Below are 23,308 nucleotides of genomic sequence, written 5' to 3'. Positions count from 1 at the left end.
ATGACGCTAGCCGAGAAGACACTGACCAACCGGCTCGACGAATTGCGCGGCGACGCCCCGGTCACCCGGCACAATGCCCGGACCATCGCCGCGCTCACCGCCAATCCGGGCTGCGCGCGCCGGGCGCTGCTGGACGCCGCGGCGGTGGACAAAACCGTGATCGCCCGGGAACTGGGCTTCCCGCCGAAATTCGGTCAGTCGCCGTTCGCGATCACTCGCGGCAACAGCTTCGAGGCCATGGTGAAGGCGCACGGCTGCGCCGAACTGCTGCGGCTGCTGCGCGAAGAACTCGGGCTGACCATCCCGGAGGTCGGCTACCACGATCTGGAGACCGTCGGCGACAACGCGAGTAATTCGGTGCGCTACCAGCGCACCAAACAGCTCCTCGGCCAAGCGCTGAGCTCCGGCCAGGGCACCCTGTTCGATCACCCGATGCTGCGCTTGGAGATCGCCGGCGCCACCGCCTATCTGGAACCGGATGTGGTGGCCCTGCAGATCGGTGGGCTGTTCCACGTGGTGGAGATCAAATCGTTCGCCGTCGTCGACGGACAGGCCGATCCCGCGCAGGTGGCCTCGGCGGCCCGGCAGTCGGCGGTCTACGTCCTGGCCATGCGGGAGCTGTTGCGCGAACTCGGGCAGTCCCCGGAGCTGGTTGCGCACAATTCGATCCTGGTGTGTGCCCGGGACTTCACCAACCGCCCGACCGCCGCACTGGTGGATCTGCGTAAACAGCTCGCGGTGATCGGACGCCAGCTGTCCCGGCTCACCTCGATCGACACCCTGCTCGATCTGGTCCCGCCCGGCGCCTCGTTCACACCCGGCGACGGGCTGCCGGGCGCCGTCGCGGCGATACCGTCGCGCTATGCCCCGGAATGCATGTCCAGCTGTGAACTGGCTTTCGCCTGCCGCTCCGAGGCCCGGACCCAGGGCTCGGTGGACACTCTCGGCCGCGGCGTATGCGACGACCTCGGCGGTATCGACAACCTCGATACGGTGCTCGCCCTGGCCGACGGCACCCTGGACCCGGCCCCCGAACACGCCGATATCGCGGAGATGCTCCGCCGGGCGCGGGCACTGCGCCTGGAGGTTGCCCGATGAGCGTGCTCAGCGCGCTGGCGAAAGTGACCGCGGTACGCAGCGGTCGCGCCGAACCCATCGCCGACCGGCGGCACTACCACCTCTCGGACCGTCCCCTCGTACTCGTGCCGCTACGGCTGGCCGGTGAGGCCGCGGCGCCACTGGCGGTCGCGCTCGGCTCGTCCCCGCACGAGATGACCGTGCTGATCGTGGCCCAGCCCCGCGACCGGGTGCTGCGCCTGCGGTTCATCGAACACTTCGCCGACCGGGTGCTGCCCTATATCTCGTCGTTCTGCGAGGACGCCGAGGAACTGACGGTGAAATCGACCGGCGAGGCCTACCTGCGTTACCTGGACGCACCGCAGCTGCTGGTGCCCAATCCCGGTGGCGCCGAATTCCTGCGTCTGCTGGGCCGGTCGGTGCGATTTCATCGCACCGAGGGGGAGAACGCGGTCCCGGAATCTCTTCCGCTGCTCGGCCGCTGGCTCACCTGGTTCGGTGACCGGTCCGATTTCCCGGGATCCAGTGTGTGCCTGGCGATGACCTCCGTACTCACCACCCACTGGGCCTCCGGGCAGTCCGCGCTCGAGGACGGTAACCTCGCCGCCCTGCTCGGCTGGATCGACCCGCCCGCCGGGATGACGGGGCCGGAGGCCGCCGCGCTGGCCGAGGATCCGCTGGCCTATCCGCCCGCCGGCCCGGCCACCGACCCCGGTTTCGACAACGAGGAGCTGGCACCCCTGATCGCCGCCTACGACGGCGCCGAGCACGAATGGGCGAAGGTCGTGGCCGCCGAACGGCTCGAACAGGCATTGCGCGGACAACTGGAGCCGACCTGGCAGTTGATGTGGCGGGCGGTGGAACTGCTGCGTGCCCTGCCGGAAGGCGCGAGCGTGGCCAAACGGTGGACCGACGACCGCGGCGCGTTCTCCTGGTTCGTGGCCGATATCCCGGAGGGATATCCGCAGGCCCGCCGCGATTCGGCGGTATCGGCGACCCGCCGGCTGCTCAAACAGGAACAGGCACTGGACACCTTCCAGGCACAGCGCGCCTTCGACGACCCCCGGGTCCTGATCGAATACCGGCTCGTCGGGGAAGCGTTCCAGGGCACGGTCAGCGGATGCGAACCGGAGCGGCGGGCAAAACCGAAATCCCGCGAGGTACCGCGCCCCTATCTGTGGGTACATACCGCCGACCCGTTCCGGGCCCGCGTCGGGGAAACCCTGATCCGGATCGACCGGCCCGCGCAGAAGGCCGAGGTGGTCGCGGTGGAGGAAGATATGATCCAGCTGGAACTGGTCAGCGGGATGGGGCAGGGCAAGAACCCCGCCGCCGGCAGTGTCCCCGAGGAGGGCGACGCGATCGGCTTCGCCCGCTTCTCCCCCAGCGGTTTCGGCGGGCCGCCCGCCAAACTCCCGCCCCGGGAGGAGACCCCGTGGACCCACGGCGGCCCGCCGCCGGAACCCTCCCTCGAACTCGCGGAGGATTGGTCATGAGCACCGCGGACGAGGTGGTCGGCCGGATCCTCGCCGACCTCGACAACGCCGCCCATCGCGCCCTGGTCGTGGATTCCCCGCCGGGCGCCGGTAAATCCACCCTGGTGGTGCGCGCGGCCCGGCAGCTGGCCGCGGCCGACGACGAACAGCGGATGATCGTGGCGCAGACCAACGAACAGGTCGACGACCTCATCGATCGGCTCGCCACCGCCGACCCCGCCCTGCTGATCGGGCGGTTGTCCGCCGGCGACTACCGCCGCAGCGCCCGGATCGACCGCGACAATGTCGAGGTGGCCAACCGGCCCGCCGATCTGGAGAAATGCGCGATCGTAATCGGCACCGCCGCGAAATGGGCGACCTTGGACGAGGGGCGCTGGTCGTATGCGATCGTCGACGAGGCCTACCAGATGCGCTCGGATATGTTGCTGCGGATCGCCAACCGGTTCGAACGCGGGCTCTTCGTCGGCGACCCCGGCCAGCTGGACCCGTTCGCCACCGTCGACGGCGACCGCTGGGCGGGCCTGTCCTGGGATCCGACCATGAGCGCGGTGGCGGTGATGCTCAATCACAACGCCGGTATCCCGGTGCACACACTGCCGGTGTCGTGGCGGCTGCCGCCCTCGGCGGCCTCGGTGGTGTCCTCGGCCTTCTATCCGTTCGCGCCGTTCGCCGCCGGAACCCGCCCCGAACAGCGCCGGCTCGAATTCACCACTCGCGGCCTGCGTGGCCCGGTGGACGACGTCCTGGACGAAGCCGCCGCGCACGGCTGGGCGTACTACGAACTGCCCGCCCGTCATACGCTGCGGACCGACGGAGAAGCGGTAACCGCCATCGCCGATCTCACCTGCCGGCTGCTGGAACGCGGCGGCGTCGCACATTCCGAACACGGTAGCCGCGAGATCGACGCGACCCGTATCGCGGTCGGTACCGCGCACCGCGACCAGGCCCAGGCGGTACGCGACGCACTGGCGGGAACGGTGGCGGAGACGGTCACCGTCGATACCGCCAACCGGCTGCAGGGCCGCGAATACGACGTCACCGTCATCCTGCACCCGCTCTCCGGCCGCCGCGACGCGGGTGCGTTCCATCTGGAGGCCGGCCGGTTGTGCGTGCTGGCGTCCCGGCACCGGCACGCCTGTATCGTCGTGGGCCGCGCCGGAATCGGCGAACTCCTCGACGCGCACCCCTCCGCGGAACCGGTCTATCTCGGGGTGCCGGTGAAATTCCCCGACGGCTGGGAGGCCAACCAGGCCGTGCTGGGCAGACTGGCCGAGCATCGCATCGCCGCGCCCGTCCACGCCCGGTGAGCGAGGCCACGACTCGCGACACCGGTAGAACCGGCGGGCCCGCGCCGACCCGGTGACCACGGTCCCGCCGGCCCGGTCGCCCCGGGAGGGGCCGACTCGTCCGATGCGGCTCGCGCCGGTGAGAAGGTGACACATGCGGTCGGCGCCCGCCCCGCGGGAAGCGCCGGTCCGGCACACCGCATTGCCGGGCATCCGGTTGCGCAGCGATTGCCGTCCGCCGGTAACCGGGGCACTATGGCGGGATGCGAGTCCTCATCGAGCTCCGCCCCTCCCCTGAACTCATCTCCGCCGCAACGGATTCCGCGGCCGGAATCTCCGCCACCGCGCTCACCGGTGAGGTCCCCGGTTTCACCGTCGACACCGGCTACGGCGCCGTGTCCGTCCCCGTTGCCACGGCGGCCAGCGATTCACGGGGGGACGGCGGCTCGTACCTGGTGCGCGGTGAGATCCCCGATGACGACCCGGCCGCCCGGGCCGCGGTGGCGGGTGCCCCCGGCGTGACCGGTATCTTCGCGGACCCGGTGATCGAACCGGTGCTCACCTGCGGCGACACCGGCCCGGTCGGCACCTGGACGGATGTCGCCGACCGGCTCGGCCGCGCCGAACTCACCGGCGCCGGGCTGACGGGTACGGGCGTAGCCGTGGCCGTACTGGACACCGGGATCAATGCGGCGGCGGTCCAGCGGGCCGCCGGTGCCGCGATAGCGATCGACGCCGCCCGGAGCTGGAATCCCGCCGGGGTCCGCGGCGCCGCCGGTGAATTCCCGGTCGACCACGGCACCATGTGCGCCTTCGACGCGCTCATCGCGGCGCCGCAGGCCACCTTCCTCGATATCCCGCTGTTGCAGAGCACGCGCTCCGGCGGCAGCCGGATGGACGGTCTGCTCTCCGACGCACTCGCCGCGTTCGCCCATCTGCGTACCGTGCTGACCGCGCAACCAGAGGACCGCCGTGCCCTGGTGATCAGCAACAGCTGGGGTTCGTTCGCGCCGCAGTGGGATTTTCCGGTCGGCGACCCGGGCAACTACTCCGACAATCCCGCCCACCCGTTCAACGTCATCGTCGCCTCGTTGGACGCGGCGGGCGCCGATATTCTCTTCGCTGCCGGAAACTGCGGCCGGGACTGCCCCGACGGACGCTGCGCCTACCCCGAGCGGCCCATCACCGGAGCGAATTCGCATCCGAACGTGCTGTCGGTCGGTGGCGTCGACACCGGCGGTCACCGGATCGGGTATTCGTCGCAGGGTCCCGGCCGGCTCGCCGATCGCAAACCCGATCTCTGCGCCTACTCTCATTTCCTGGGTTCCACCGCCTTCGGCGCCGACGCACCCGATACCGGCACCTCCACCGCCTGCCCGGTTCTCGCCGGCGTCGTCGCCGCCTTCCGCACCCGGTGGACGGCGGCCGAGGTGCCGCCGGCCCGCTTGCGGGAACTGTTGCGCAGCACCGCGGGCGACCGGGCGGGCGCCGGATTCGACTACGACTACGGTTACGGCATCGTCGAGCCCCGAGCCCTGCTCGCGGAGCTACAGAAAGCCGCGGCCCGCGCGTAACCTGGGGAAATGCCGCTGCTGACCGTCTCGCTGCCCCCTGGCTCGGTACTGGCCGACGCCCTGCGGGAGCTGGGCCTGGCCGAGGACGAGGTCGACCGCGAATACGGTTTGATCGCGGTCGATCCGGATACCGGCCGGTTCGCGCTCCGGGTGGCCGCGAATGCGGCCGCGCGGCTGGCCACCGGTAGCGCGGCCACGGTCTTCGCGGACCCGCCCGTCGAACCGCTGGACGATGCCGGGTCCATGGGACGCGACGAACCGGGCCGTTGACCCAAAACCCCTGGTCCCAGCGTGATTCCAGCCTCATCCCCGGTGCCGGGGTGCGGTGATCGGTCACCGGATGTGGTATCCGTAGCTCGTGGAAGGTGTGGAAGGTACAGAGTTCGGTCGCTACCGACTGCTCGATCCACTGGGGGCGGGCGCCATGGGGGAAGTACACCGCGCCTACGACACCGGGACCGAGCGCATGGTGGCGGTAAAGGTGCTGTCGCGGGAATTCGCGCAGGACACCGTCTATCGCCGGCGGTTCCAGCGCGAAGCCCAGCTGGTGGCCCGGCTGCACGAACCGCATATCGTGCCCATCCACGATTTCGGCGAGATCGACGGCCGCCTGTTCCTGGAGATGCGCCTGGTGGAGGCCCCCAATCTGGCCTCACTACTCGCGGACAAGGGAGCGCTGCCCGCCGCCGAAGCCGTCGCCGTGGTCGCCCAGATCGCCGCGGCCCTCGATGCCGCACACTCGAGCGGGGTGGTACACCGGGACGTGAAACCGTCGAACATCCTGATCACCGCGGAAGGTTTCGCCTACCTCATCGATTTCGGAATCGCCCGCGGCAGTCAGGACACCACCCTCACCCGCGCCGGCACGATGATCGGCACGCTCGCCTATATGGCGCCGGAACGGCTCACCCTGGACCAGGTCGACGCGCGCTCGGATGTGTACTCCCTGGCCTGCGTCCTCTACGAATGCCTGGCCGGCACGAAACCGTATACCGGCGAGAGCGTGGAACGGCAGATCACCGCCCATCTCACCGAACGTCCGCCGCTGCCCTCGGCCGCCGGTCTGCCGCCCGCCTTCGACGTGGTGGTCGCGCGCGGGTTGGCGAAGGATCCGGACCAACGCTACGGGTCGGCCGGGGAATTGGCGGCAGCGGCGCAGCAGGCACTGGTACCGGTCGACGCCCCGCGAACGGGCACGCCGGCCGCCGTCATCCCGGCGGGGGACGACCCGCCGGACGACAATGCGGTGGACAGCGATTCACCGGGCGTCGATTCGCGAAGGGACAATTCGCCGGTCGACGACCCACCGAGTCCCCTCTGGTCGCTGGACAGCGGACCGGCCACCGCCCCCGCTGCCACGCCACCCGCTCTCTTCCCGCCCGCCGCCACCCCACTCGCCGGCCGCTCGCCGGGTGACGACCCACTCGCCGACTTCGCGCCGGGCAACAACCCTCCCGGGGCCGGTTTCTCGCCCGGTAAAAACCCTCCCGGCACCGGTTTCTCACCGGGCAACCACCCACCCGCCCCCGGTTTCTCACCCGCCGCATCCCCACCCCCCGACCGCCCATCCACCCTCGGTACGCCGAACGACATCCCGCCCGCGACGCGATCTCATGCCCGGGCCAGGACCGCGGCCGCGGTGGCCGCGCTCGTGACAGCGGTCGTGAGCGTGTCGGCACTGGCGTTGACCAGGGAGGACACCACCACGGTCACCGACGCACCGGTACCCACGGCACCGTCTGACGTGCCGGCCACCGCGGTGCCCGGCAATCGGGCAGCCGAGATCACGCCCACCCCCGCGCCGGGGCTCCCCGGACAAGAGCCGCCTCCTTCGGCAACTCATTCGATGCCGGTGGTTCCGTCCGACCCCCCGGCCGGGCCGGGAACCACGGTCGCGGAGCCGGCACCCACCGCACCCGCGGGCGACCCGGTGGACCAGCAACAGCCCACACCTCCCGAACCTCCGCTGCCGACCACGAGTGTCGCCGCGCCGCCGACCACCACCACCGCCGAACCGACCGGCACGTCGACCTCCCCCACCACGACCACCGGCCCCGGGACCAGCACCACCACTCCCTCCGCCGGCGAGACCACGACGGCGACCCCGCCGGAAACCACCGGTACCGGCGACGAGACGAGCGCCGCCGCGAGCAGCGCCACCACCGAGCAGCCCCGGACCCGGGGCAGCGCGATCTCCACTTCCTCCGGCCACGTTCCCGCCACCGCCCCCGCCTCGCCTCCCGCCACCTCCACCCCCGGCCCGGCCGCCACCGGGCCCCGGCAATAATCGTCGCGAGCAGCGGAGTTCGAAACCGGAGGTAGCGATGAGCGCGGAACCGGTAAGTGCCGAGCGCCGGGCGGTGGTCGTCGGTGCCGGCGTCGCGGGGCTCACGGCCGCCATCGCGTTGCGGCAGCGCGGCTGGCAAGTCGAGGTCCTGGAACGGGCCGCCGGGGCGGAACCGGCCGGTTCAGGACTGAGCCTGTGGCCCAACGGTCTGCGTGGTCTCGATGTGCTCGGTGTCGGCGCCGCGATCCGCGAACAGTCACTGGCGGCGACCGAGGGCGGGATGCGCGATACCGCCGGGCGCTGGTTGTCCCGCACCGATATCGCCGCCCTCCGCGACCGTTACGGGGACCTGGTGGTGATCCACCGGAACCAGCTGTCGGATATCCTGCGCACCGCGCTGTACACCGGCCTCCTGCGGTTCGGGTGTGCGGTGGAGGCCGTCGAGTTCACCGGTCGTGGCGTGCGGGTGCGGCACAGCGACGGGACCGCCGAGGCCGACCTCGTACTCGGTGCCGACGGGATCAACAGCACGCTCCGCGCCACCCTGTGGCCGCGCGCCCGGCGCCCGGCGTATGCCGGGTACACCGCTTGGCGGACCATTGTCACCCCGGCCGAACCGGTACTCGCCGGTGGCGAGACCCTGGGCCGCGGGCAGCGTTTCGGTATCGCGCCGCTGCGCGACGGACGTGTCTACATGTTCGGCACCGCGAACCTGCCGGCCGGGCAGCGTGAACCCGGCCGGGAACTCGACGAACTGCGCCGCCGGTTCGGCAGCTGGCACGACCCGATTCCGGCGCTGCTGGCAGCGGCCGACCCGGCGGCGATCCTGCGGCACGATATCTACGAACTGCCGCCGCTGGAGACCTACGTGCGGGAACGGGTGGCGTTGCTGGGCGACGCCGCCCACGCCATGACCCCGAACCTGGGCCAGGGCGCGAATCTCGCCGTCGAGGACGCAGTCACCCTGGCGGCCGTGCTCGACCGGACCCCCGATATCCCCGGGGCCCTCACCGAATACGACCGGATCCGCCGGGCCCGCGTGCAACCGCTGGCCCGGCTGTCGCACCGGCTGGGCGCCGCGCTGCAACTGGCGCTGCCGGCGGTGACGCCGGTACGCAACACCGTGCTGCGCCTGGCCCCGGACGCCGCCGCGCTGCGGGCGCTGGGACCGGTGCTGTCCTGGGCACCGCCCGGCTGGGAGCCCCCGACAGAGCGCTGGTAAGAATCCTCTCCTTCAGACAAAGGAGGACGTCAGACCCATTCCTTACGCGCCAGTTCGAGAATTGTCGGATGCATGAGTGTCGACGGCTGCTCGCCGGTGTCCCGGCGATCCGGCGCGAAGATCGTCGCGGCCCGCAGACTCAGCTCGTCCATCGACCGCAGCGGCGCCGGGGGGTCCAGCGCGAGCCGCGGCTCGGGGTCACGGGTGGCCTGGACGAAACCCCAGTCACCGAAACTCGGGACGTCCACGTGGTACGGCAGGATGTTCAGACCCGAGGTGCGGACAGTGGCCGCGATACACCAGTACGAATGCGGGGCGAAGAACGGCGAACCCGCCTGCACCACCATGGTGCCGCCGGGGGCCAGCACCCGGGCCGTCATCGCGTAGAACTCGGTGGAATAGAGCTTGGCGATAGAGGTCTGATCCGGATCGGGCAGATCGACGATCACCGCGTCGTAGTCGGCGCCGGCGGTCCGCAACCAGGAGAACGCGTCCGCCGTGACCACCCGCACCCGCGGATCGGCGAAAGAATTGCGGTTGAGTTCGGTGAGCCGCCGATCGGTTCGGGCGAGCTCGATCACGGCCGGATCCAGTTCGACCAGCGTCACCGACTCCACGTCGGGATATTCGAGGATCTCCCGCAGTGCCAGCCCGTCGCCGCCGCCGATCACCAGCACCTCGCGGCGCGGCCCGGCCAGGGTCGGATGCACCATCGCCTCGTGGTACCGGTACTCGTCCACCGACGAGAACTGCAGATCACCGTTGAGGAACAACCGAGTGTCCCGGGTTCCGAACGGCGACACCGATTCGGTGAGCACGATCTTCTGGTATTCGGTCTGCCGCTGCCAGACGATCGGATACGCGAACAGGGCCTGCTGGGCGGTGGCCTCGAATCGATCGGCGTAGACATAGCTGCCGACCAGTACCGCCGCCACCAGCAGGGTCACCGCGCCGAGAGCCGCCTGCACCGGCCGGGACAGATCGGCGCGGAACCAGATGAGCACCAGCACCAGCCCGGCCACCGCGTTCACCACTCCGACGATGAGACTGCCGCGGATCTGCCCGAACACCGGCAGTAGCAGGAACGGGAACGCCAAACCGCCGAGGAGGGCGCCCACATAGTCGGCGGCGAACAGGTCGGCGACCGCGCTGCCCGCCTCCTGTTTGCGGATCCGCTGCAGCATCTCCATCAGCAGCGGGATCTCGGCACCCACCAGGGCCCCGATCAAACACGACGCCGCCACCAGCGCCGCCGTGTACAGGTCGAGCCAGGCGTAGGCGGCGTACAGGCCCAGCACCGAGAGGCCGCCCACCAGCGCGAGCGCCAGCTCCACGACTACGAAGGCAGCGGCGGCCCGCTGTCGCAACGGTTTCGCGGCCAGGGCGCCGACCCCCATCGCGCAGACCATCACGCTGAGCGTGATCGATGCCTGAGTGGCGGTATCGCCGATCAGATAGCTGCCCAGCGTCACCAGGGACAGTTCGTACACCAGTCCGCACGCGGCGCAGACGAAAACCGTGGTGAGCAGGGCTGATCGCGCGAACCGTCCGGGGACGGGCGGCGCACCCGCCGCCGGTTCCGCCGGCCGGGCGCGGAACGCGTCCTCGACCGGCGGGAGTCCCGGCGCTACGGTGTCGGCCGGGGATTCGTTCGGTGGCAACTCAGGTCAGCGCGGACGCGACCACCGCGGCCACCGCGATGTGCACCGCCGCACTCACCCACACACCCGGGTGCAGTTCGTGCTCGTTCACCACGCCCCGGAACTCGCCCGGCGTGGTGAACTCCAGCAGCAGAAACGCCAGCGCCATCGCCACCAGCCCGATGACCCCGTACACCGCGCTGGTGACCAGCGCCTGCCCGATCGCGCCGTCGGAGGTCCAGATGGCGGTGGCGACGATAATGCCCACACCCAGCATATTCGCGGCGACCAGCAGCGCGGCGTTACGGTTGCGCTCCACCCAGATCTGGTGACGCAGGTTACCGGGGGTGAGCACATCCACCAGGACGAACCCCAGCACCATCAGGACGATCCCGAGGCCGGAGTAGGCGGCCGCGGCGCCGGCGTTCGCGGGCAGGTCTTCGAGCATTGTTTCCTCCTGGGAATGGATCCGGACGGGCGGGCGGCGGTTACTTTCCGTCGCCGGAGCCGCCGCCACGGAAGCCGGTGTTGTCGCTGGGCCAGCCGAAGACGGCGATCGCGCTGTGGTGGCGGCGGTGCCCGGTCCGGTAGTCGTCGAGCAGGATCTTCGCGCCGGACCCGTTCGGCGAGATCGCGACGATATCGTTGCGATACTGCAGGTAGGTGGTAGCGCCCGCAGTACGCCGGTCCAGCGGTCGCGCGGCTTTGGTGATCTCGTCGGCAATCGCCGTCGGCGATTTGCCCGCCGTGTACGCCAGCCCGTTGTTCGCTTCGTCGAGTTTCGGGGCACGCGCATAGTGTGACGTGATGTAGGCCCGGACACCGTTGTCGTCGTCATCGTCATCGGATCCGCATCCGGACAGCACGACGACGAGGACGGCGCAGAGCACCGCGACCACCCAGGACTTACGACTCACAGCAAACCTTCCCCCGTCCGGCGCACAGTCCCTCCGGTGCCGCAGCTATCGCTCAGTTCGGCGACTGCGGGTAGATCATAATCGCACTCCGATACAGCACCTGTCCGATCGCGGCTTCCTTTTTGCCCGATTCGCCGAAATCCTCGAACGAGAGCCGGGTGCCGTCCGCGGCGGCGTAGTCGTGATAGGCGACAGTGCCCGAAGGGGTGAGGCCGGTGGTCGCCTCGCCGACGTACTGGGCGCGCCCCGACTCGTCGAGCCGGAACGTCTTCCCGTCGTGCTCGATCTCTTCCCCGCCCGCCGCCGGGACTCCCGGTGTCTCGGTCCACAGCACCAGCTCGAGATCGGGGTCCTCTTCCACCGACAACCATTTGCGGGTACCACTCGCGGTATCCAGCAGATGCTCACTCCACTGGTAGCCGCCCTCTTTCAGGCGTAGCGAGCCACGGACGGTGTAGGTCTCGCCGAAGATGTCGACAATATCTCCCGCCTTCAGCGCCCGCGGATCACCGCGCAACGCATCGGAATCCTTGTCGGCGAACGGATCCACGGGACCGGCCGCGACGGCAGGCTCGTTCTTCTTCCGTACCAACAGGAACAACGCGATCCCCGCCACGACTAGCGCGACGACGAGCAGGACGAGCAACAGCGCGTTGATGGCGGCCTCCCTCTGATGATTTCAGCGGAGACTAACACCCGCCACCGCGGCGTTGCGGTCGGCCGAGCGCGAATGACGCGCTCGGCCGATCGGATCACGCCTGCTTGGGCTCCTGCGGTGCCTGGACCGCGGGTGGCGCCTGCGGCGTCTCGAGGGTGACCTTCGGTTCCGGCAACTCCGTCGGCGTGCCGGGAGCCTGCACGTCCGCCTCTCCCAGGCCTTGTGGGCGGAGGAACTGCACGAACTTGCCGTGACCCAGGTTGTCGAGATCGCCGTTCTGGTCCAGCCGGGTGAGAACCCCGTCCTTCCAGTACTGCGGACCCGTCCCGTCGTTGATCACGACGGCACTGTGGTTCTCCCACCTGATCACGTCACCCGTCTTCAAATCTCCCTGAACGGCTTCCCAGGTACCGCCCATGTCCTGCGAGGCCTGCGTGCCCTCGTAAGCGGTGAACGCGTTGAGCGCCGGGTTCCCCTGCTGTCGGGTCAGCGCGTCGGAAACCGCCTGTGGCACCTGAATCGTGGTCTTACCGTCGGGCATCTTGTAGTCGACCATCGCGCCGGGCGTGGTCACCACCGGCGGAGCACCGGTATCGGTGGGCGCGATGACCTGCTGCACACCGGGCCCCTGATCGGTCGCTCCGGGAGCAACACCCGGCGACGGCTGGCCGGGAGCGGGAACCTCGCGACCCTGGCCGCGGGGATCGTCCTTGTCCTTGTCCTTGCCGTCCTTGTCCTTGCCGTCTTTGCCCTGCTGGTCCGCGCCCATGCTCTCGAACACTTTCGGCATCATGGTCGCCATCAAGAGCCCGCTCATATCCGGAGCGGCGGTCGGCGGGGGGGCCTGGACAGCGGGCTGGGCCTGGGTGGCGCCACCGGTGTTCTGGCCGCCGGACACGTTTTGCCCGGTCACACCGGACGGTGACTGCTCCCCATCGGTACCGGTGGTATCGGAACCGTCCGTTTTGTCCTTGGTCGAGTCGCCCAGGATCTTGTCGTACTGGTTGTTCAAATCCTTCAGCGCATCCTCGGTATTGACCGGAGTATTCGCGGGCGTATTGGCGGGAGTGTTCACCGGCGTATTGACCGGAGTGTTCACCGGCGTATTGACCGGAGTGTTCACCGGCGTGTTGGCGGGTGTGTTGGCGGGAGTATTCGCCGGCGTGTTGGCGGGAGTGTTGGCGGGAGTATTCGCCGGCGTGTTGGCAGGAGTATTCGCCGGAGTATTGGCGGGCGTATTCGCCGGGGTGTTGGCAAACCCTTCATATTGCGACTGGACAGGAGCGATAGGATAATCGAGATCCGCCACCGTCTCAGCGAAATCCCACACTTTCTTCGCACAGTAGACGACAGCGTCTCGAACGATCTTGTAGATCGGCCCTTCCTCTGCGAGATTCTGAATTCCGCCTTTTGCATACTGCGTTTCCAGAGAGCTGCCGAAATAGGCCGTCACGCCTTTGGTGGTCTGTTCCCAAATATCTTCGTGTGCAGTCTGGATATGGTCGTACATGTCCCGGTACACGTTACCGTTGAGCCTGGTCACCGTCCCGGTCAACTCCTCGAGCTTGGAATCCAGGCCCATCCATTGCTCTTCCAGCGCAGCAGCCGCGATCGATGCGTTATCGTACGCATCGGAAGCCTCCCCGGACGCATCTACACCATTGGCCAGAGGACCGAAGAAATCCGAGGCCAGATTGTCATCCAGCTTAACATCGTTTCCATCCGGCTTCTTTTGATCCGGGTTACGCAGATACTGGAGAAACTTCGGGTTATCGGTATCGTCGGAATCCACCGAACCCATCTGGTCCATGAGATAGCGGAGCTGAAAGTTCGCTGTGTCTATGCAGCCCTTCAGCTCATCGGAGACATCCCCGGGTATATCCCTGAACTCCAACGGGAATTTGGTGAACTTATCCCCCTTGCCAGGCTCCTTCGATTGGAAGTCCGAGTCACCGAGGAAAGTTCTCCGATCGATTTCCTCCTGATTGGCCCCGTCGGACCAAACGACATTATCGCCCGTTAGTGAGAGGTTGCCGTCCCAACCATCGGCAACCGGATTTTTGACGGCAACCAGGCGACCGTCGTTCGTTAGAACGAACTGGGCCGGCTTCTCATCATCGTCGTCATCCCAATCCCGGCCGGCGGTACTACCCTGAGTTCCGTTATCGGTGCCGGCTCCCCAAACACGATCTTCGCCGTCCTGCAACTCCAGCGTGTGGTTACCCGCCTGGCCGGCCCCGAGCGTGTACCAAGAACCGTGCTCCTCCTCGAATTCGATCCGGTTACCAGTCGAGTTACCGCTCGAAATCGTTGAGACGACGCTGTTCGTCGTGGTGTCCAACACGACCATTTTGCCGTCCTGGACACCCATCTTGTACTGACCGTTGACAGAGGTCAGCCACTGGCCTTCTTCCAGGCTGTCGCCTGGATTGAGAACACTCTTGGGCTCACTCATCAGGCCTCACCTCGATCACATAAGACATGGTCGAAACCGTGTTTCGGCACGGATGAGCCGCCCATTTTCATATCTCAGATCCGCAGTCAGGCCGAAGCAGAGTCGACCCCGGAACCGCCCGCTGCATCAGACGCTTCGAAGTGTCCGGCCCCCGAGATGGACACATCACCGATACCGTAGCGCTTGTCACCCGCCGTATTGAAGCCCGCTTCCCGCCCCCGTACATGCTCACGCGCATACACATTGAACGCATTGGCCGCCTTGCCGTATCGGGACTCGAGGCCACCTTCCCACTCGGGGTCGCCCGGCGCGCGCTGGTAGTTGACATCACCGACTGCGTGGTTGCCCCCGCCCTGCCGACGCATCGTGTCGGTGTCTTGAGCAACTTTCTTGGCCATAGCGACGAACCCTCTCCGATGCCGACTGGTTGTCTCCCATTTTCGGCCATTCCCATACATGGCGAGGGCTCAGGGCTCGACATCGAACTCGGACTTCTCCAGCAGTTCGTAATCCATCTGAGTAGGGAGACTCATCCTATCGGCAAGGCGTGCACCGACAGCAGTGGCCATCAACTCCGAGCGGCGGCCGACCTGTGATTTCAGGTGGGCCAGCCTGGCGACCCTGACGATTTCGCGAGCCAGCCACTCATCGGTGTTCTCCCACACCTCGTCATCCAGGTGCAAGCCGACGATCAGACCGCTCCGGTCACACGCGACGCCGACGGAGTAGTCGGGATTGAAAACTTCGTAGCTGGCGGGATGCCGGACCGGGACCGGCTCGGACTCACCATGCCTCGACATGCACGGACCTCTCACGACCTCGTGATCGACACCACCACACGCCGCGCCATGTCAGGGCCGGCGGGGCGGCATCGGCCATGTTGTTTCCTGAACCACGTTCTGCCGCTGCCGGAAAGCGTCCACCGTGCTGTCCTCGACTGCCGACATGATCTCCGAGATCAACCCGCCCCGGTCGGAGGCGGCAATAGTACCGGGAGCAATATAGAGGCCGACCAACCGACCCTCCCCGTCCACCTCGGGGATCACTCGCCCGCTGGGCGATGGGCGGCGTGCGCGGATCTTGCCGACTTCGTCGAACATGTCATCGACGGCATGGACGAAGATCCTGGCAGAATCGAGCGCAGCGGCAGTGTCGGGATGCAGCATATGCGCGCGACCCCAGCCGTTCGACACAACGCCTCCTCCCGCATCGACCAGTCGGAGATCAAACCTTTCATATTCCACCCAGGATTCTCACCACTGGGAGGTCTTCCGTGTGTCCCATGGCCACATCTCACCCATCGATGGCAGGTAGTGGTCGGGTCACTGCGCGATGAGCGCTCACTATCCGATCCCTGCGCACACCACTCGTCCGGCCGAACCGTTCACACGGATAAGAAGTCGACAACCGTTGTCAATCCGGTCTGGTCGCAGTCGTGATCCCGGTCATATAACCACTGGAGACATGACCGACATGCACGAACCCGACCGAGCGCAATAGTGGCGTGTAGCGGCGGATGTCGATCGCGTCGAAGGGGTCGCCGTCGCCGTGCCGACGTGCGGATCGGCTGAACAGGAACCGCATCCACCGGGTCGGGTGAGCGTCGGCGAGCAGCAAGCGGCCCCCCGGCCGCAAAACCCGCCACATCTCGGAGATCGCTGCCGCACGGTGCTCCTCGGGAATGTGATGCATGACGAAGGTACACGTCACCACGTCGACCGAAGCATCCGGCAGCGGTAGATCCTGCGCCGGGGCCTGGATATACCGGTGATTCGAACGGTCGTCGTGACGCTGGTTGTAGGTGACGGCCGAGGCGGACGGGTCGATTCCGGCCACGCTGCCCCGCGATCCCACCCGGGCGCCGAGGGCGCGGACGAGTTTACCCGGCCCACAGCCGATATCGACGGCGTCGTCTCCTGGACCCGCTCCGCTCGTCCGGGCCAGTTCGGCGAGCAGTCCGCGATGCCGACCGAGAAACCATACTGCGGTGAACAGGTTGTAGCGGCGCATACCCGCGATGACCAGGCCGGTCCCTGGGTCGTCGACAAACATGGGTGTGCGGGCCGGTGTAGTGGAAGAAGTCATGGTTTCATCGTCCGCGGTCGCCCCGGCGTCGACCAGGATCAGAACCGGGGGATCCGTCCGTTTCCGCACAGATCCGCGAATACTGTCCGATCCGTACCGGGCAGAGAGGAGAGGCCGTGGAGGAACCGGACCGCCGGGTCCGCCGGACCCGTAACGCTCTGCACCGGGCGCTCATCGAACTGATGATCGAACAGCCCTACGACCGCATCACCGTCAGCGACGTGATCGCGCGGGCCGATGTCGGGCGGTCCACTTTCTACGCCCACTACCGCGACAAGGACGATCTGCTGGTGGTGAGTTGCGCCGAGCATCTCCGTGCGGAGATCGCCCGCTCACCTGATCGGGGGCGGTGGGCGCCGGTCCGGGTAATGCTGGCGCTCGCCGCCGGATACCCGCAGGTGTATCAGCCGCTGATCGGCCCCAAGGCATCCAGTACCGCGCTGCGCGGCTATCGGCACAGTGTCGCCACGATCCTGCGGGAACATTTCGCCGGGCGGCCCGGCGCGGAGGTCGACGATCTCGCCGTGACGACCCTGTCGTGGGCCCTGGTCGGGTTGCTCACCGCGGTCACCGATCCCGCGGCTCCCGTCGCACCCGATGCGGCGTGGCGGCATTTCGAATCGCACTACCTGAATCGGCCGCCGGGCTCGCTTTCGTGATCGGGCCGGCAACAAGAAACGGGTCCGGGCCGCAGTGGCGGTCGGGACCCGTTCCGGCGAGGGGATCACCAGGGCAGGGTCCGGTCGGCTCCTCCACGCTCCCGAGCCGACCGCGCCCGCCTCATCCCCGTCTCGGTCAGGCCGTGGCGCGGCGGATCGTGACCCGGGCACCGATCAGCGCGGCCAGGGCGACCGCGGTCGGCAGCGCTACCATCGGCACCGCCCGGGGCGTGTCGACGAACCAGGCGCCTACCGCGGGCCACCACCGCTGCCAGGTCACCAGGATGGCGGCGAGCCCACCGAGGAGCAGGAAACCCGCACCGGCCGTGTAGAGGCCGGTGACCCGCCAGCGCTGGTAGACCGCGCCGAGGAACAGACTGACACAGGCGACCAACCCCAGGAATGCCGCGTAGGTGGCGAACTGGGTCAGCCGGTTGTCGGTGAAATTACCTGGCAGACCGAACATTTCCATCCGCACACCCCACCCGTCGGTGTGGTCCTCGACAATGGCCAGCACCCACAGCAGCAGGGCAGTTCCGAATACCTGCACGGCACCGACCAGGGCGGTGGCGTTGAAGAAGTCACGGCGGGTGACGCCGAGGCCGAGGGCGAAGGGGAAGGTCTGCGTCATCGCACCCATGTAGAAGGCCATGGTCACGCCGAGGATGGAGTAGATACTGCCGGTCGTGTTCGCGTCGGTGGCGTCGATGAGGGCGAAGATCACCCACGGGATCGCGAAGGCGGCGAGGAGGATTCCCAGCGGCCAGGCGATCAGCAGCGGCCAGGCCACCGTGTGGATCCGGGACACAGCGAGAGCGCGGGCGATCATGAGTTTTCCTTGCCGTGCAAGGGTGTGGTTTCGACGATGAATTGCTGCAACGAGACCGGTTCCACCAGCAGACCCAGTATTTTCGCGTTCCGGGTGTCGGTGGCGTTGTCGCTGGTGCGCAGCAGCACCCGGCTCTGGGTACCCAGTGATTCGCGGCGCAGTTCCGATCTGCCCGCGACGAAACGATCGATATCGGAGGTCGGTCCGGAGACCGTGAGCGCGCCGTCCCGCATTTCGTCGGCGGAGGCGTCGGCGATGAGCCGGCCGCGGTCGATGAGCAGCACGTGCTCGAGCAGGTCGGCGACCTCGTCGATCAGATGTGTGGAAAGCACTACCGTGCGGGGGTATTCGGTGTAGTCGGCGAGCAGCCGGTCGTAGAAGAGCTGCCGGGCCACGGCGTCCAGGCCGAGGTACGGTTCGTCGAAGAAGGTCAGCGGGGCGCGGGAGGCGAGACCGACGATCACGCCGAGCGCGGAGGTCATGCCGCGGGAGAGCTTCTTCACTTTGCGGTCGGTCGGCAGATCGAAATCGCGTACCAGCTCGCGGGCGAAATCCTCGTCCCAGTTCGGGAGCAGGTGCCGGGCCGCGCTCAGCACATGCTTGACCTTGTAATCGGCCGGATAGGCCTGGCTCTCCTTGATGAAGGACACCGAGCGCAGCACTTCGGCGTTCTCGTGCGGCACCGCGCCGTTGATCCGGACCTCTCCCGAGGTTTGGAATATCTGGCCGGTGAGCACCTGCATGAGCGTCGTCTTCCCGGCACCGTTGCGGCCGAGCAGACCGTAGACGGTTTTCTCGCGCAGATCGAAGGTCACATCGTCGAGCGCGGTGACCGAACCGAAGCGCATGGTCACCCCGCGGGCCCGGGCGAGTACCGCGTTGTCGAGTGCCGGATCGATGAAGGTGGTGGTCATCGGGTCCCCTCCCGTTGGTCGAGCAGGGTCTTGAGTTCGTCGATGCCCATACCGAGCTTGTCGGCTTCGGCGATGAGCGGGTCGATGTACTGCTGGGCGAATCGCTCCGTGCGCCGCAGTCGCAACGCACCGCGCGCACCCGCGGTGACGAACATGCCGATCCCTCGTTTCTTGTACAGAATCCCGTCCGACACCAGTTGGTTCAGGCCTTTGGCCGCTGTCGCCGGGTTGATCCGATGGAAGGCCGCGAGCTCGTTCGACGACGGCGCCTGCGCCTCCTCGGGAAGCGACCCGTCGATGATCGAGTTCTCGACCATCTCCGCGATCTGCAGGAAGAGCGGCTTACCGTCCGCGAGCACGGATCCTCACCTTCCCTGGTTGAGTGGTTCATTACTCATGTAATGAACCATAGAGCCTGCGACAGGTACTCCGCAAGACGGGAGTCGGAGGTGGAGGCACAGTGGGGCGATCGCGTATATCGCACGGTGGCTTCTGCGCTCGCGGTCCCACACCGGGCACAGGTAGCCCGATCCCCGCGGCTCGTCACGGCGCACCCGCGATGCGGTGGCGTAATTCGGGCGTGCCACCGGCACAGCGGCGTAGATTCGCCCGCGTGACCGAGGATCGTGGAGCTGTCTTCGACGGGGCGAAGATCGGCAGACCGGCGACAGGCGCGTTGATCGGCGCGGGATACCGGACGATCGACGATCTACCCGAACGCCTCGACGAGTTGCTTCCGCTGCACGGCGTCGGACCGCGGGCGATAGCCCTGCTCACCGCGACACGCCGAGCCGGTCGGTGCGGTCGCGTAACCGGGGTCCGCACTGCACGGGTTCGGGTGCTGCCGCCGGGTGTCGTCGTCTGTTCCGGTAGATGGGTTCCGGCCGCTGTAGCAGACCGTGCCGAGGCGATCTACAGCGACTCACGCGGGCGGCGGAGCCGAGCCGCCGCGCCGATTCAGTTGGTGCGCCGGTAGGAAAGGTCCGGCCACGGCGGTCGCCGCAACACCGCGAGAGCGGCGATCACGGCGGCGAGCAACCCGATCCATTCACCCAGCAGCGCGATCCGGTTGACGTCCACTGCGGGAACCCAGGTGGCGGCGCTGTCGCGAACCACGAAGATTCCCGCAGGTCGCATGGGTGATCCGGGAAAGCTACCGCGGCACGAGACGGTGATGACGATGGCACCGTCCGCAGTCTCGAACGGTTCGCCGTAGACCGGCGCGGTATCGACCGCGGCCGCACCCGATCGTTCCCGAATCACCATATGCACCACTCCGATTCCTCATGCCGATGTGCACCGTGACCGGTGCCGCGGTACCCGGAAGACTACGGCGCGGACGCATATGCCGGAGTCGATCCGGATCACCTTACCGACCCGGGACGACCGCATGCTCCGGCTGTCACCGGCGTCAACTCGATACGACAGACCCGTCCGGGTCGATCCGCCACGCGGGGTTGTACGCGATTTCCCGGACGACACCGTGTGGGGCCGGGTGACATGGCCGTTGAACACCCCGCCGAACTCGCCGCCTGTCGGCTGTTCGAGCACGGCACCCCCGCACCGGCCATGGCTTCCAGTGTGCCTGCTGCTTCACGAGACCTCTCGGGCCGGATTGCCCGACACCAGGCCCAAGACCATGTGCCGGTCCGGCTCACCCGCCGATCGGATTCGCCGCCCGCTGTTCGAAGTTGGGGTAGCGTGCGCGGGCGTCACGTGGGTGTGCGAGGGGCTTTCTCGGTGCCGGGAATGTCCGTAAATCGTGCTATAACGCACTGAGGTGCGGCTCCGAGCCGGGCAGGGTTGTCCGGAGCCGGTTCACACCGTGTATTCGTTGTCGTGGCTGTACGGCCGGCGCAGAGAGAAGTATCCGATGAGTCCGACCACCGTCGAACAGCTCGAGATCGACCCCCTGCCTCGTCCCGCGGGCGCCGAGCGCCTGCACCCCCTCATCGGCGCAGTCGAGGAGAACATCAATCGGTCGATACTGCTATTGGCTTCGGGAGATCCGGGCAGCGCACCGGATTTCGCCAAATGGCTCGACGACAAAGGGCTCCCGGGTGAGGACGACTTGGACGATCCGAAGCAAGAGTCCGTCATGATCGACAAGTACAAAGGTCGGCAAGAGGACGCGCGGACGTTGCGGAGGACCCTCGACCAGCAGAACGCGAGCATCAACGACTCTCAGGTGGCCGCGTTCTCGACCTCGAACGATACGTATCAGAACATCATGTCGATCGTCGGAGAGCTTCGCGCCGACCTCGCCGACACACCCGACCCGACAAAAGGCGAGGACGGCGTCTACCGCCTACCTCGGGGCGAGGAGTTCGCACTGCTGCGCTCCCTGCTGAACTCGGTCGACCGGGTGCACGAGGAAGTCGACAACGCGGCGAACACCATCGACACCCACGCCCGCCAGATCGATGGGTCGGCGCCGACCGTCCCGGCGGGCTATCGCACCAACGGCGGCGGTGTCGGTTCCGTGACCGCCACCGCCTTCCAGGCCTCACCCAGCAAAGCCAGCTACGCGATCACCAACCCGAACGATCCGGTAGGCAGCACCCTCGAGGTGGCGCGGAGTCAGCTCGGGCTCACCGAGGGCTCCGGGAACCGGGTGAACGCCCCGTACAACATCGACAGCCTATGGTGCGCGTCATTCACCAGCTGGGTGTGGGACCAGGCGGGGTATGACGTGAACTGGACCAATAAGAATTTCGTGCCCGATATCTGGAACGACGCCATCGGTATGGGTCTGAAGAGGGACAGCGTCACGCAGGCGCAGCCGGGGGATTTGATCGTGTTCGACTGGGATTTCGACGGCACCCCTCAACACATCGGGATCGTGGAATCGGTCAGCGGCGGAACCATCCACACCATCGAAGGCAACACCACGAACCCGAACGGCCCGGACGGGGTCCTGCGAAAAGAACGCTCGATCAGTGCGGGCAATATTTTCGGAATCATCAAACCGCCGCCCACAGGAGCACCCGCTGGGTCAGATATGCGGGTGTAGGCCCGGGACCGAATTCACCGCGCCTTCGCAACCTATCCGAGCCTCAGTGATATACGCCGATCTCGGTCGACGTGACTTGCACGGAAGGTAGTCGCGCAGGAGCCCGGGCCGGGATCACCACGGCCCCCGCCGTCACACAACTTCGTGCCGACCGCGAGAAGTGAGCGCAGGTCGTAGACCAACCCTCGAACTTCCGGCACACCGCTCTATGCGTATACGTATACTTCTTGCATGGATCCACTGAGCCTTGCGGTCGGCGCCGGCCTCGTCGCGATCGGCTGGATAGGCGGCCGATTGGGGCCACGGCGACGGTCCGGCTCGACACCGAAACTCACGGCGCGCTGCGGCTGCGGGCACGACCTGGCGTTGCACGACCGCGAGACCGGGAAATGCCACGCCGAATTCTCCCGCAGAGGTATGCACGGCATGCGCGAATGGGTCGGCTGCAACTGCCGCCGCTACACCGGCCCCATCCCGCTGGAAGAGGTGTTCAGCCCACCGATACTCCCGCCGGAGTCCTGAGCGCGGCGTGACTGTCGCGGGCGCACGCGAATTCGAGACCGAGGCCGTTCCGGCAGGAGCATCCGACGACGATGCGGATCGATCCGCAGCACCCCTCGTGCGTGTCGGTGCTCCTACCGGGACCTGAACGAATCAGGTCAGGCAGCGGCCCATTTCCCGGGATGGAGATGATGCTGGACGAGTGCGTTCGCGTGCCCGTGCCCGAAACCGTGCTCGGACTTCAGCAATTCGACGAGTTCCTTGTGCGAAGTCGACCCCGCCGCACGAAGGACCGTCTTCCACTTCTCGATACTGCGGCCGTATTCGGCCTCGATGGACGGGAAGTAGGACGCGGGTCCCTTCGGAGTGGTCGCCATCTTCGATCTCCTTGCTGATTACGAACTCGGTAGTGAGACGGGAGGCTCGTCGAGATCTCATCGCCCGCGCCGACTGTGTGTCGCACATCACCCACCGATCGTTACCGGCCGGATCTACACACACTGGGCGTATCTCACGCTCACGCACGCCGAGATCAGGTCGACAATGTCGATACCGACCGCGCTTTCCGGTGCGGGACGTACCCGACGAGCTGTCCGCGGTAGTGAAACCGGGCGGAGCGTCGTTACGCGAACAGCGGTGAGCGACTTCCGCATCGCACAACCGGTCCACGAGCCGGTGGCACCGTCGACGTGACG

The 23,308-nt window shown here is 67.4% G+C and carries 25 protein-coding genes; 11 read left to right on the top strand and 14 right to left on the bottom strand.

All coding sequences use genetic code 11. The features are described from left to right. From AB0H42_RS02915 to AB0H42_RS02885, 7 genes are all read left to right on the top strand, one after another. The gene (locus AB0H42_RS02915; protein WP_357048889.1) at positions 1 to 1,098 is read left to right on the top strand and encodes a hypothetical protein; all 1,098 of its coding nucleotides are present in this window, start codon (positions 1 to 3) and stop codon (positions 1,096 to 1,098) included. Then, positions 1,095 to 2,573, top strand: coding sequence for a hypothetical protein (locus AB0H42_RS02910; RefSeq protein WP_357048886.1), 1,479 nt, complete (start codon positions 1,095 to 1,097; stop codon positions 2,571 to 2,573). The genes AB0H42_RS02915 and AB0H42_RS02910 overlap by 4 nt, the downstream gene beginning before the upstream one ends. Beyond that, positions 2,570 to 3,880, top strand: coding sequence for an AAA domain-containing protein (locus AB0H42_RS02905; protein WP_357048883.1), 1,311 nt, complete (start codon positions 2,570 to 2,572; stop codon positions 3,878 to 3,880). The genes AB0H42_RS02910 and AB0H42_RS02905 overlap by 4 nt, the downstream gene beginning before the upstream one ends. A 242-nt stretch (positions 3,881 to 4,122) precedes the next feature. Further along, positions 4,123 to 5,433 carry a S8 family serine peptidase gene (locus tag AB0H42_RS02900; protein ID WP_357048880.1) on the top strand — a complete coding sequence of 437 codons (1,311 nt, stop codon included), beginning with the start codon at positions 4,123 to 4,125 and terminating at the stop codon, positions 5,431 to 5,433. Positions 5,434 to 5,442: 9 nt separating this feature from the next. Beyond that, positions 5,443 to 5,703, top strand: coding sequence for a hypothetical protein (locus AB0H42_RS02895; RefSeq protein ID WP_357048878.1), 261 nt, complete (start codon positions 5,443 to 5,445; stop codon positions 5,701 to 5,703). A gap of 97 nt (positions 5,704 to 5,800) precedes the next feature. Further along, positions 5,801 to 7,720 carry a protein kinase gene (locus AB0H42_RS02890; RefSeq protein WP_357048875.1) on the top strand — a complete coding sequence of 640 codons (1,920 nt, stop codon included), beginning with the start codon at positions 5,801 to 5,803 and terminating at the stop codon, positions 7,718 to 7,720. Between the two features lie 37 nt (positions 7,721 to 7,757). After that, the gene (locus tag AB0H42_RS02885; protein ID WP_357048872.1) at positions 7,758 to 8,942 is read left to right on the top strand and encodes an FAD-dependent monooxygenase; all 1,185 of its coding nucleotides are present in this window, start codon (positions 7,758 to 7,760) and stop codon (positions 8,940 to 8,942) included. Between the two features lie 29 nt (positions 8,943 to 8,971). On the opposite strand, the gene AB0H42_RS02880 is transcribed toward AB0H42_RS02885, so the two are convergent. From AB0H42_RS02880 to AB0H42_RS02840, 9 genes are all read right to left on the bottom strand, one after another. Next, positions 8,972 to 10,603 carry a polyamine aminopropyltransferase gene (locus AB0H42_RS02880; RefSeq protein WP_357048869.1) on the bottom strand — a complete coding sequence of 544 codons (1,632 nt, stop codon included), beginning with the start codon at positions 10,601 to 10,603 and terminating at the stop codon, positions 8,972 to 8,974. A gap of 1 nt (position 10,604) precedes the next feature. Next, positions 10,605 to 11,030, bottom strand: a complete 426-nt coding sequence (locus AB0H42_RS02875) for a DUF350 domain-containing protein (protein ID WP_030523977.1) — start codon at positions 11,028 to 11,030, stop codon at positions 10,605 to 10,607. A gap of 40 nt (positions 11,031 to 11,070) precedes the next feature. Further along, entirely contained in the window at positions 11,071 to 11,499 is a 429-nt protein-coding gene (locus AB0H42_RS02870) for a DUF4247 domain-containing protein (RefSeq protein WP_357048866.1), read from the bottom strand. A 52-nt stretch (positions 11,500 to 11,551) separates the two neighbouring features. Beyond that, positions 11,552 to 12,145, bottom strand: coding sequence for a DUF4178 domain-containing protein (locus AB0H42_RS02865; protein WP_357048863.1), 594 nt, complete (start codon positions 12,143 to 12,145; stop codon positions 11,552 to 11,554). A gap of 106 nt (positions 12,146 to 12,251) precedes the next feature. Then, positions 12,252 to 14,612, bottom strand: a complete 2,361-nt coding sequence (locus tag AB0H42_RS02860) for a hypothetical protein (RefSeq protein ID WP_357048860.1) — start codon at positions 14,610 to 14,612, stop codon at positions 12,252 to 12,254. 86 nt (positions 14,613 to 14,698) lie between these two features. Then, the gene (locus AB0H42_RS02855) at positions 14,699 to 15,010 is read right to left on the bottom strand and encodes a hypothetical protein (RefSeq protein WP_357048857.1); all 312 of its coding nucleotides are present in this window, start codon (positions 15,008 to 15,010) and stop codon (positions 14,699 to 14,701) included. Between the two features lie 69 nt (positions 15,011 to 15,079). Then, a complete protein-coding gene (locus AB0H42_RS02850) occupies positions 15,080 to 15,412 on the bottom strand; it encodes a hypothetical protein (RefSeq protein ID WP_357048854.1) in 333 nt (110 codons plus the stop codon). Positions 15,413 to 15,463: 51 nt separating this feature from the next. Continuing rightward, a complete protein-coding gene (locus tag AB0H42_RS02845) occupies positions 15,464 to 15,856 on the bottom strand; it encodes a hypothetical protein (RefSeq protein WP_357048851.1) in 393 nt (130 codons plus the stop codon). 169 nt (positions 15,857 to 16,025) lie between these two features. Further along, positions 16,026 to 16,697, bottom strand: a complete 672-nt coding sequence (locus AB0H42_RS02840; RefSeq protein ID WP_357048848.1) for a class I SAM-dependent methyltransferase — start codon at positions 16,695 to 16,697, stop codon at positions 16,026 to 16,028. Between the two features lie 116 nt (positions 16,698 to 16,813). Between AB0H42_RS02840 and AB0H42_RS02835 the strand changes: the two genes are divergently transcribed. Then, on the top strand, positions 16,814 to 17,356 hold the full coding sequence (locus AB0H42_RS02835) for a TetR/AcrR family transcriptional regulator (protein WP_357048845.1): 543 nt from the start codon (positions 16,814 to 16,816) through the stop codon (positions 17,354 to 17,356). A 136-nt stretch (positions 17,357 to 17,492) separates the two neighbouring features. Here AB0H42_RS02835 and AB0H42_RS02830 read toward each other — a convergent pair whose 3' ends face one another. Genes AB0H42_RS02830 through AB0H42_RS02820 form a run of 3 tightly spaced genes read right to left on the bottom strand, consistent with a single transcriptional unit; the run spans position 17,493 to position 19,458 of the window. Further along, the gene (locus AB0H42_RS02830; RefSeq protein ID WP_357048842.1) at positions 17,493 to 18,185 is read right to left on the bottom strand and encodes an ABC transporter permease; all 693 of its coding nucleotides are present in this window, start codon (positions 18,183 to 18,185) and stop codon (positions 17,493 to 17,495) included. Then, positions 18,182 to 19,099, bottom strand: a complete 918-nt coding sequence (locus AB0H42_RS02825) for an ABC transporter ATP-binding protein (protein WP_357048839.1) — start codon at positions 19,097 to 19,099, stop codon at positions 18,182 to 18,184. Before AB0H42_RS02825 ends, AB0H42_RS02830 begins: the two co-directional genes overlap by 4 nt. Continuing rightward, a complete protein-coding gene (locus AB0H42_RS02820) occupies positions 19,096 to 19,458 on the bottom strand; it encodes a GntR family transcriptional regulator (protein ID WP_357048836.1) in 363 nt (120 codons plus the stop codon). The genes AB0H42_RS02825 and AB0H42_RS02820 overlap by 4 nt, the downstream gene beginning before the upstream one ends. Before the next feature lie 254 nt (positions 19,459 to 19,712). On the opposite strand from AB0H42_RS02820, the gene AB0H42_RS02815 reads away from it, so the two are divergent. Beyond that, on the top strand, positions 19,713 to 20,075 hold the full coding sequence (locus AB0H42_RS02815) for a hypothetical protein (protein WP_357048833.1): 363 nt from the start codon (positions 19,713 to 19,715) through the stop codon (positions 20,073 to 20,075). Here the strand turns inward: AB0H42_RS02815 and AB0H42_RS02810 are convergent. Continuing rightward, positions 20,057 to 20,365: a hypothetical protein gene (locus AB0H42_RS02810; protein WP_357049532.1), complete on the bottom strand. Its 309-nt coding sequence runs from the start codon at positions 20,363 to 20,365 to the stop codon at positions 20,057 to 20,059. The two genes, AB0H42_RS02815 and AB0H42_RS02810, sit on opposite strands and share 19 nt — an antisense overlap. A gap of 607 nt (positions 20,366 to 20,972) precedes the next feature. Between AB0H42_RS02810 and AB0H42_RS02805 the strand changes: the two genes are divergently transcribed. Further along, positions 20,973 to 22,112 carry a CHAP domain-containing protein gene (locus AB0H42_RS02805; protein ID WP_357048830.1) on the top strand — a complete coding sequence of 380 codons (1,140 nt, stop codon included), beginning with the start codon at positions 20,973 to 20,975 and terminating at the stop codon, positions 22,110 to 22,112. Between the two features lie 231 nt (positions 22,113 to 22,343). Then, on the top strand, positions 22,344 to 22,634 hold the full coding sequence (locus AB0H42_RS02800) for a hypothetical protein (protein WP_357048827.1): 291 nt from the start codon (positions 22,344 to 22,346) through the stop codon (positions 22,632 to 22,634). 137 nt (positions 22,635 to 22,771) lie between these two features. On the opposite strand, the gene AB0H42_RS02795 is transcribed toward AB0H42_RS02800, so the two are convergent. Next, positions 22,772 to 22,990 (bottom strand): DUF4287 domain-containing protein, encoded by a 219-nt coding sequence (locus AB0H42_RS02795; RefSeq protein ID WP_357048824.1) that lies wholly within the window; start codon positions 22,988 to 22,990, stop codon positions 22,772 to 22,774. Positions 22,991 to 23,308 lie beyond the last annotated feature (318 nt).

It is taken from the genome of Nocardia sp. NPDC050799, from assembly GCF_040654015.1.
Taxonomy (GTDB): domain Bacteria; phylum Actinomycetota; class Actinomycetes; order Mycobacteriales; family Mycobacteriaceae; genus Nocardia.
Note: the sequence above shows the minus strand (reverse complement) of the source record. Positions and strands in the feature narration are given on the sequence as shown.

What these genes read in the sequence shown, in the direction of transcription:
- AB0H42_RS02915 (WP_357048889.1), top strand. Translation starts at nt 1, where the DNA reads ATGACGCTAGCCGAGAAGACACTGACCAACCGGCTCGACGAATTGCGC.
- AB0H42_RS02910 (WP_357048886.1), top strand. Translation starts at nt 1,095, where the DNA reads ATGAGCGTGCTCAGCGCGCTGGCGAAAGTGACCGCGGTACGCAGCGGT.
- AB0H42_RS02905 (WP_357048883.1), top strand. Translation starts at nt 2,570, where the DNA reads ATGAGCACCGCGGACGAGGTGGTCGGCCGGATCCTCGCCGACCTCGAC.
- AB0H42_RS02900 (WP_357048880.1), top strand. Translation starts at nt 4,123, where the DNA reads ATGCGAGTCCTCATCGAGCTCCGCCCCTCCCCTGAACTCATCTCCGCC.
- AB0H42_RS02895 (WP_357048878.1), top strand. Translation starts at nt 5,443, where the DNA reads ATGCCGCTGCTGACCGTCTCGCTGCCCCCTGGCTCGGTACTGGCCGAC.
- AB0H42_RS02885 (WP_357048872.1), top strand. Translation starts at nt 7,758, where the DNA reads ATGAGCGCGGAACCGGTAAGTGCCGAGCGCCGGGCGGTGGTCGTCGGT.
- AB0H42_RS02875 (WP_030523977.1), bottom strand. Translation starts at nt 11,030, where the DNA reads ATGCTCGAAGACCTGCCCGCGAACGCCGGCGCCGCGGCCGCCTACTCC.
- AB0H42_RS02860 (WP_357048860.1), bottom strand. Translation starts at nt 14,612, where the DNA reads ATGAGTGAGCCCAAGAGTGTTCTCAATCCAGGCGACAGCCTGGAAGAA.
- AB0H42_RS02855 (WP_357048857.1), bottom strand. Translation starts at nt 15,010, where the DNA reads ATGGCCAAGAAAGTTGCTCAAGACACCGACACGATGCGTCGGCAGGGC.
- AB0H42_RS02850 (WP_357048854.1), bottom strand. Translation starts at nt 15,412, where the DNA reads ATGTCGAGGCATGGTGAGTCCGAGCCGGTCCCGGTCCGGCATCCCGCC.
- AB0H42_RS02840 (WP_357048848.1), bottom strand. Translation starts at nt 16,697, where the DNA reads ATGACTTCTTCCACTACACCGGCCCGCACACCCATGTTTGTCGACGAC.
- AB0H42_RS02830 (WP_357048842.1), bottom strand. Translation starts at nt 18,185, where the DNA reads ATGATCGCCCGCGCTCTCGCTGTGTCCCGGATCCACACGGTGGCCTGG.
- AB0H42_RS02825 (WP_357048839.1), bottom strand. Translation starts at nt 19,099, where the DNA reads ATGACCACCACCTTCATCGATCCGGCACTCGACAACGCGGTACTCGCC.
- AB0H42_RS02810 (WP_357049532.1), bottom strand. Translation starts at nt 20,365, where the DNA reads ATGGTGATTCGGGAACGATCGGGTGCGGCCGCGGTCGATACCGCGCCG.
- AB0H42_RS02805 (WP_357048830.1), top strand. Translation starts at nt 20,973, where the DNA reads ATGAGTCCGACCACCGTCGAACAGCTCGAGATCGACCCCCTGCCTCGT.
- AB0H42_RS02800 (WP_357048827.1), top strand. Translation starts at nt 22,344, where the DNA reads ATGGATCCACTGAGCCTTGCGGTCGGCGCCGGCCTCGTCGCGATCGGC.
- AB0H42_RS02795 (WP_357048824.1), bottom strand. Translation starts at nt 22,990, where the DNA reads ATGGCGACCACTCCGAAGGGACCCGCGTCCTACTTCCCGTCCATCGAG.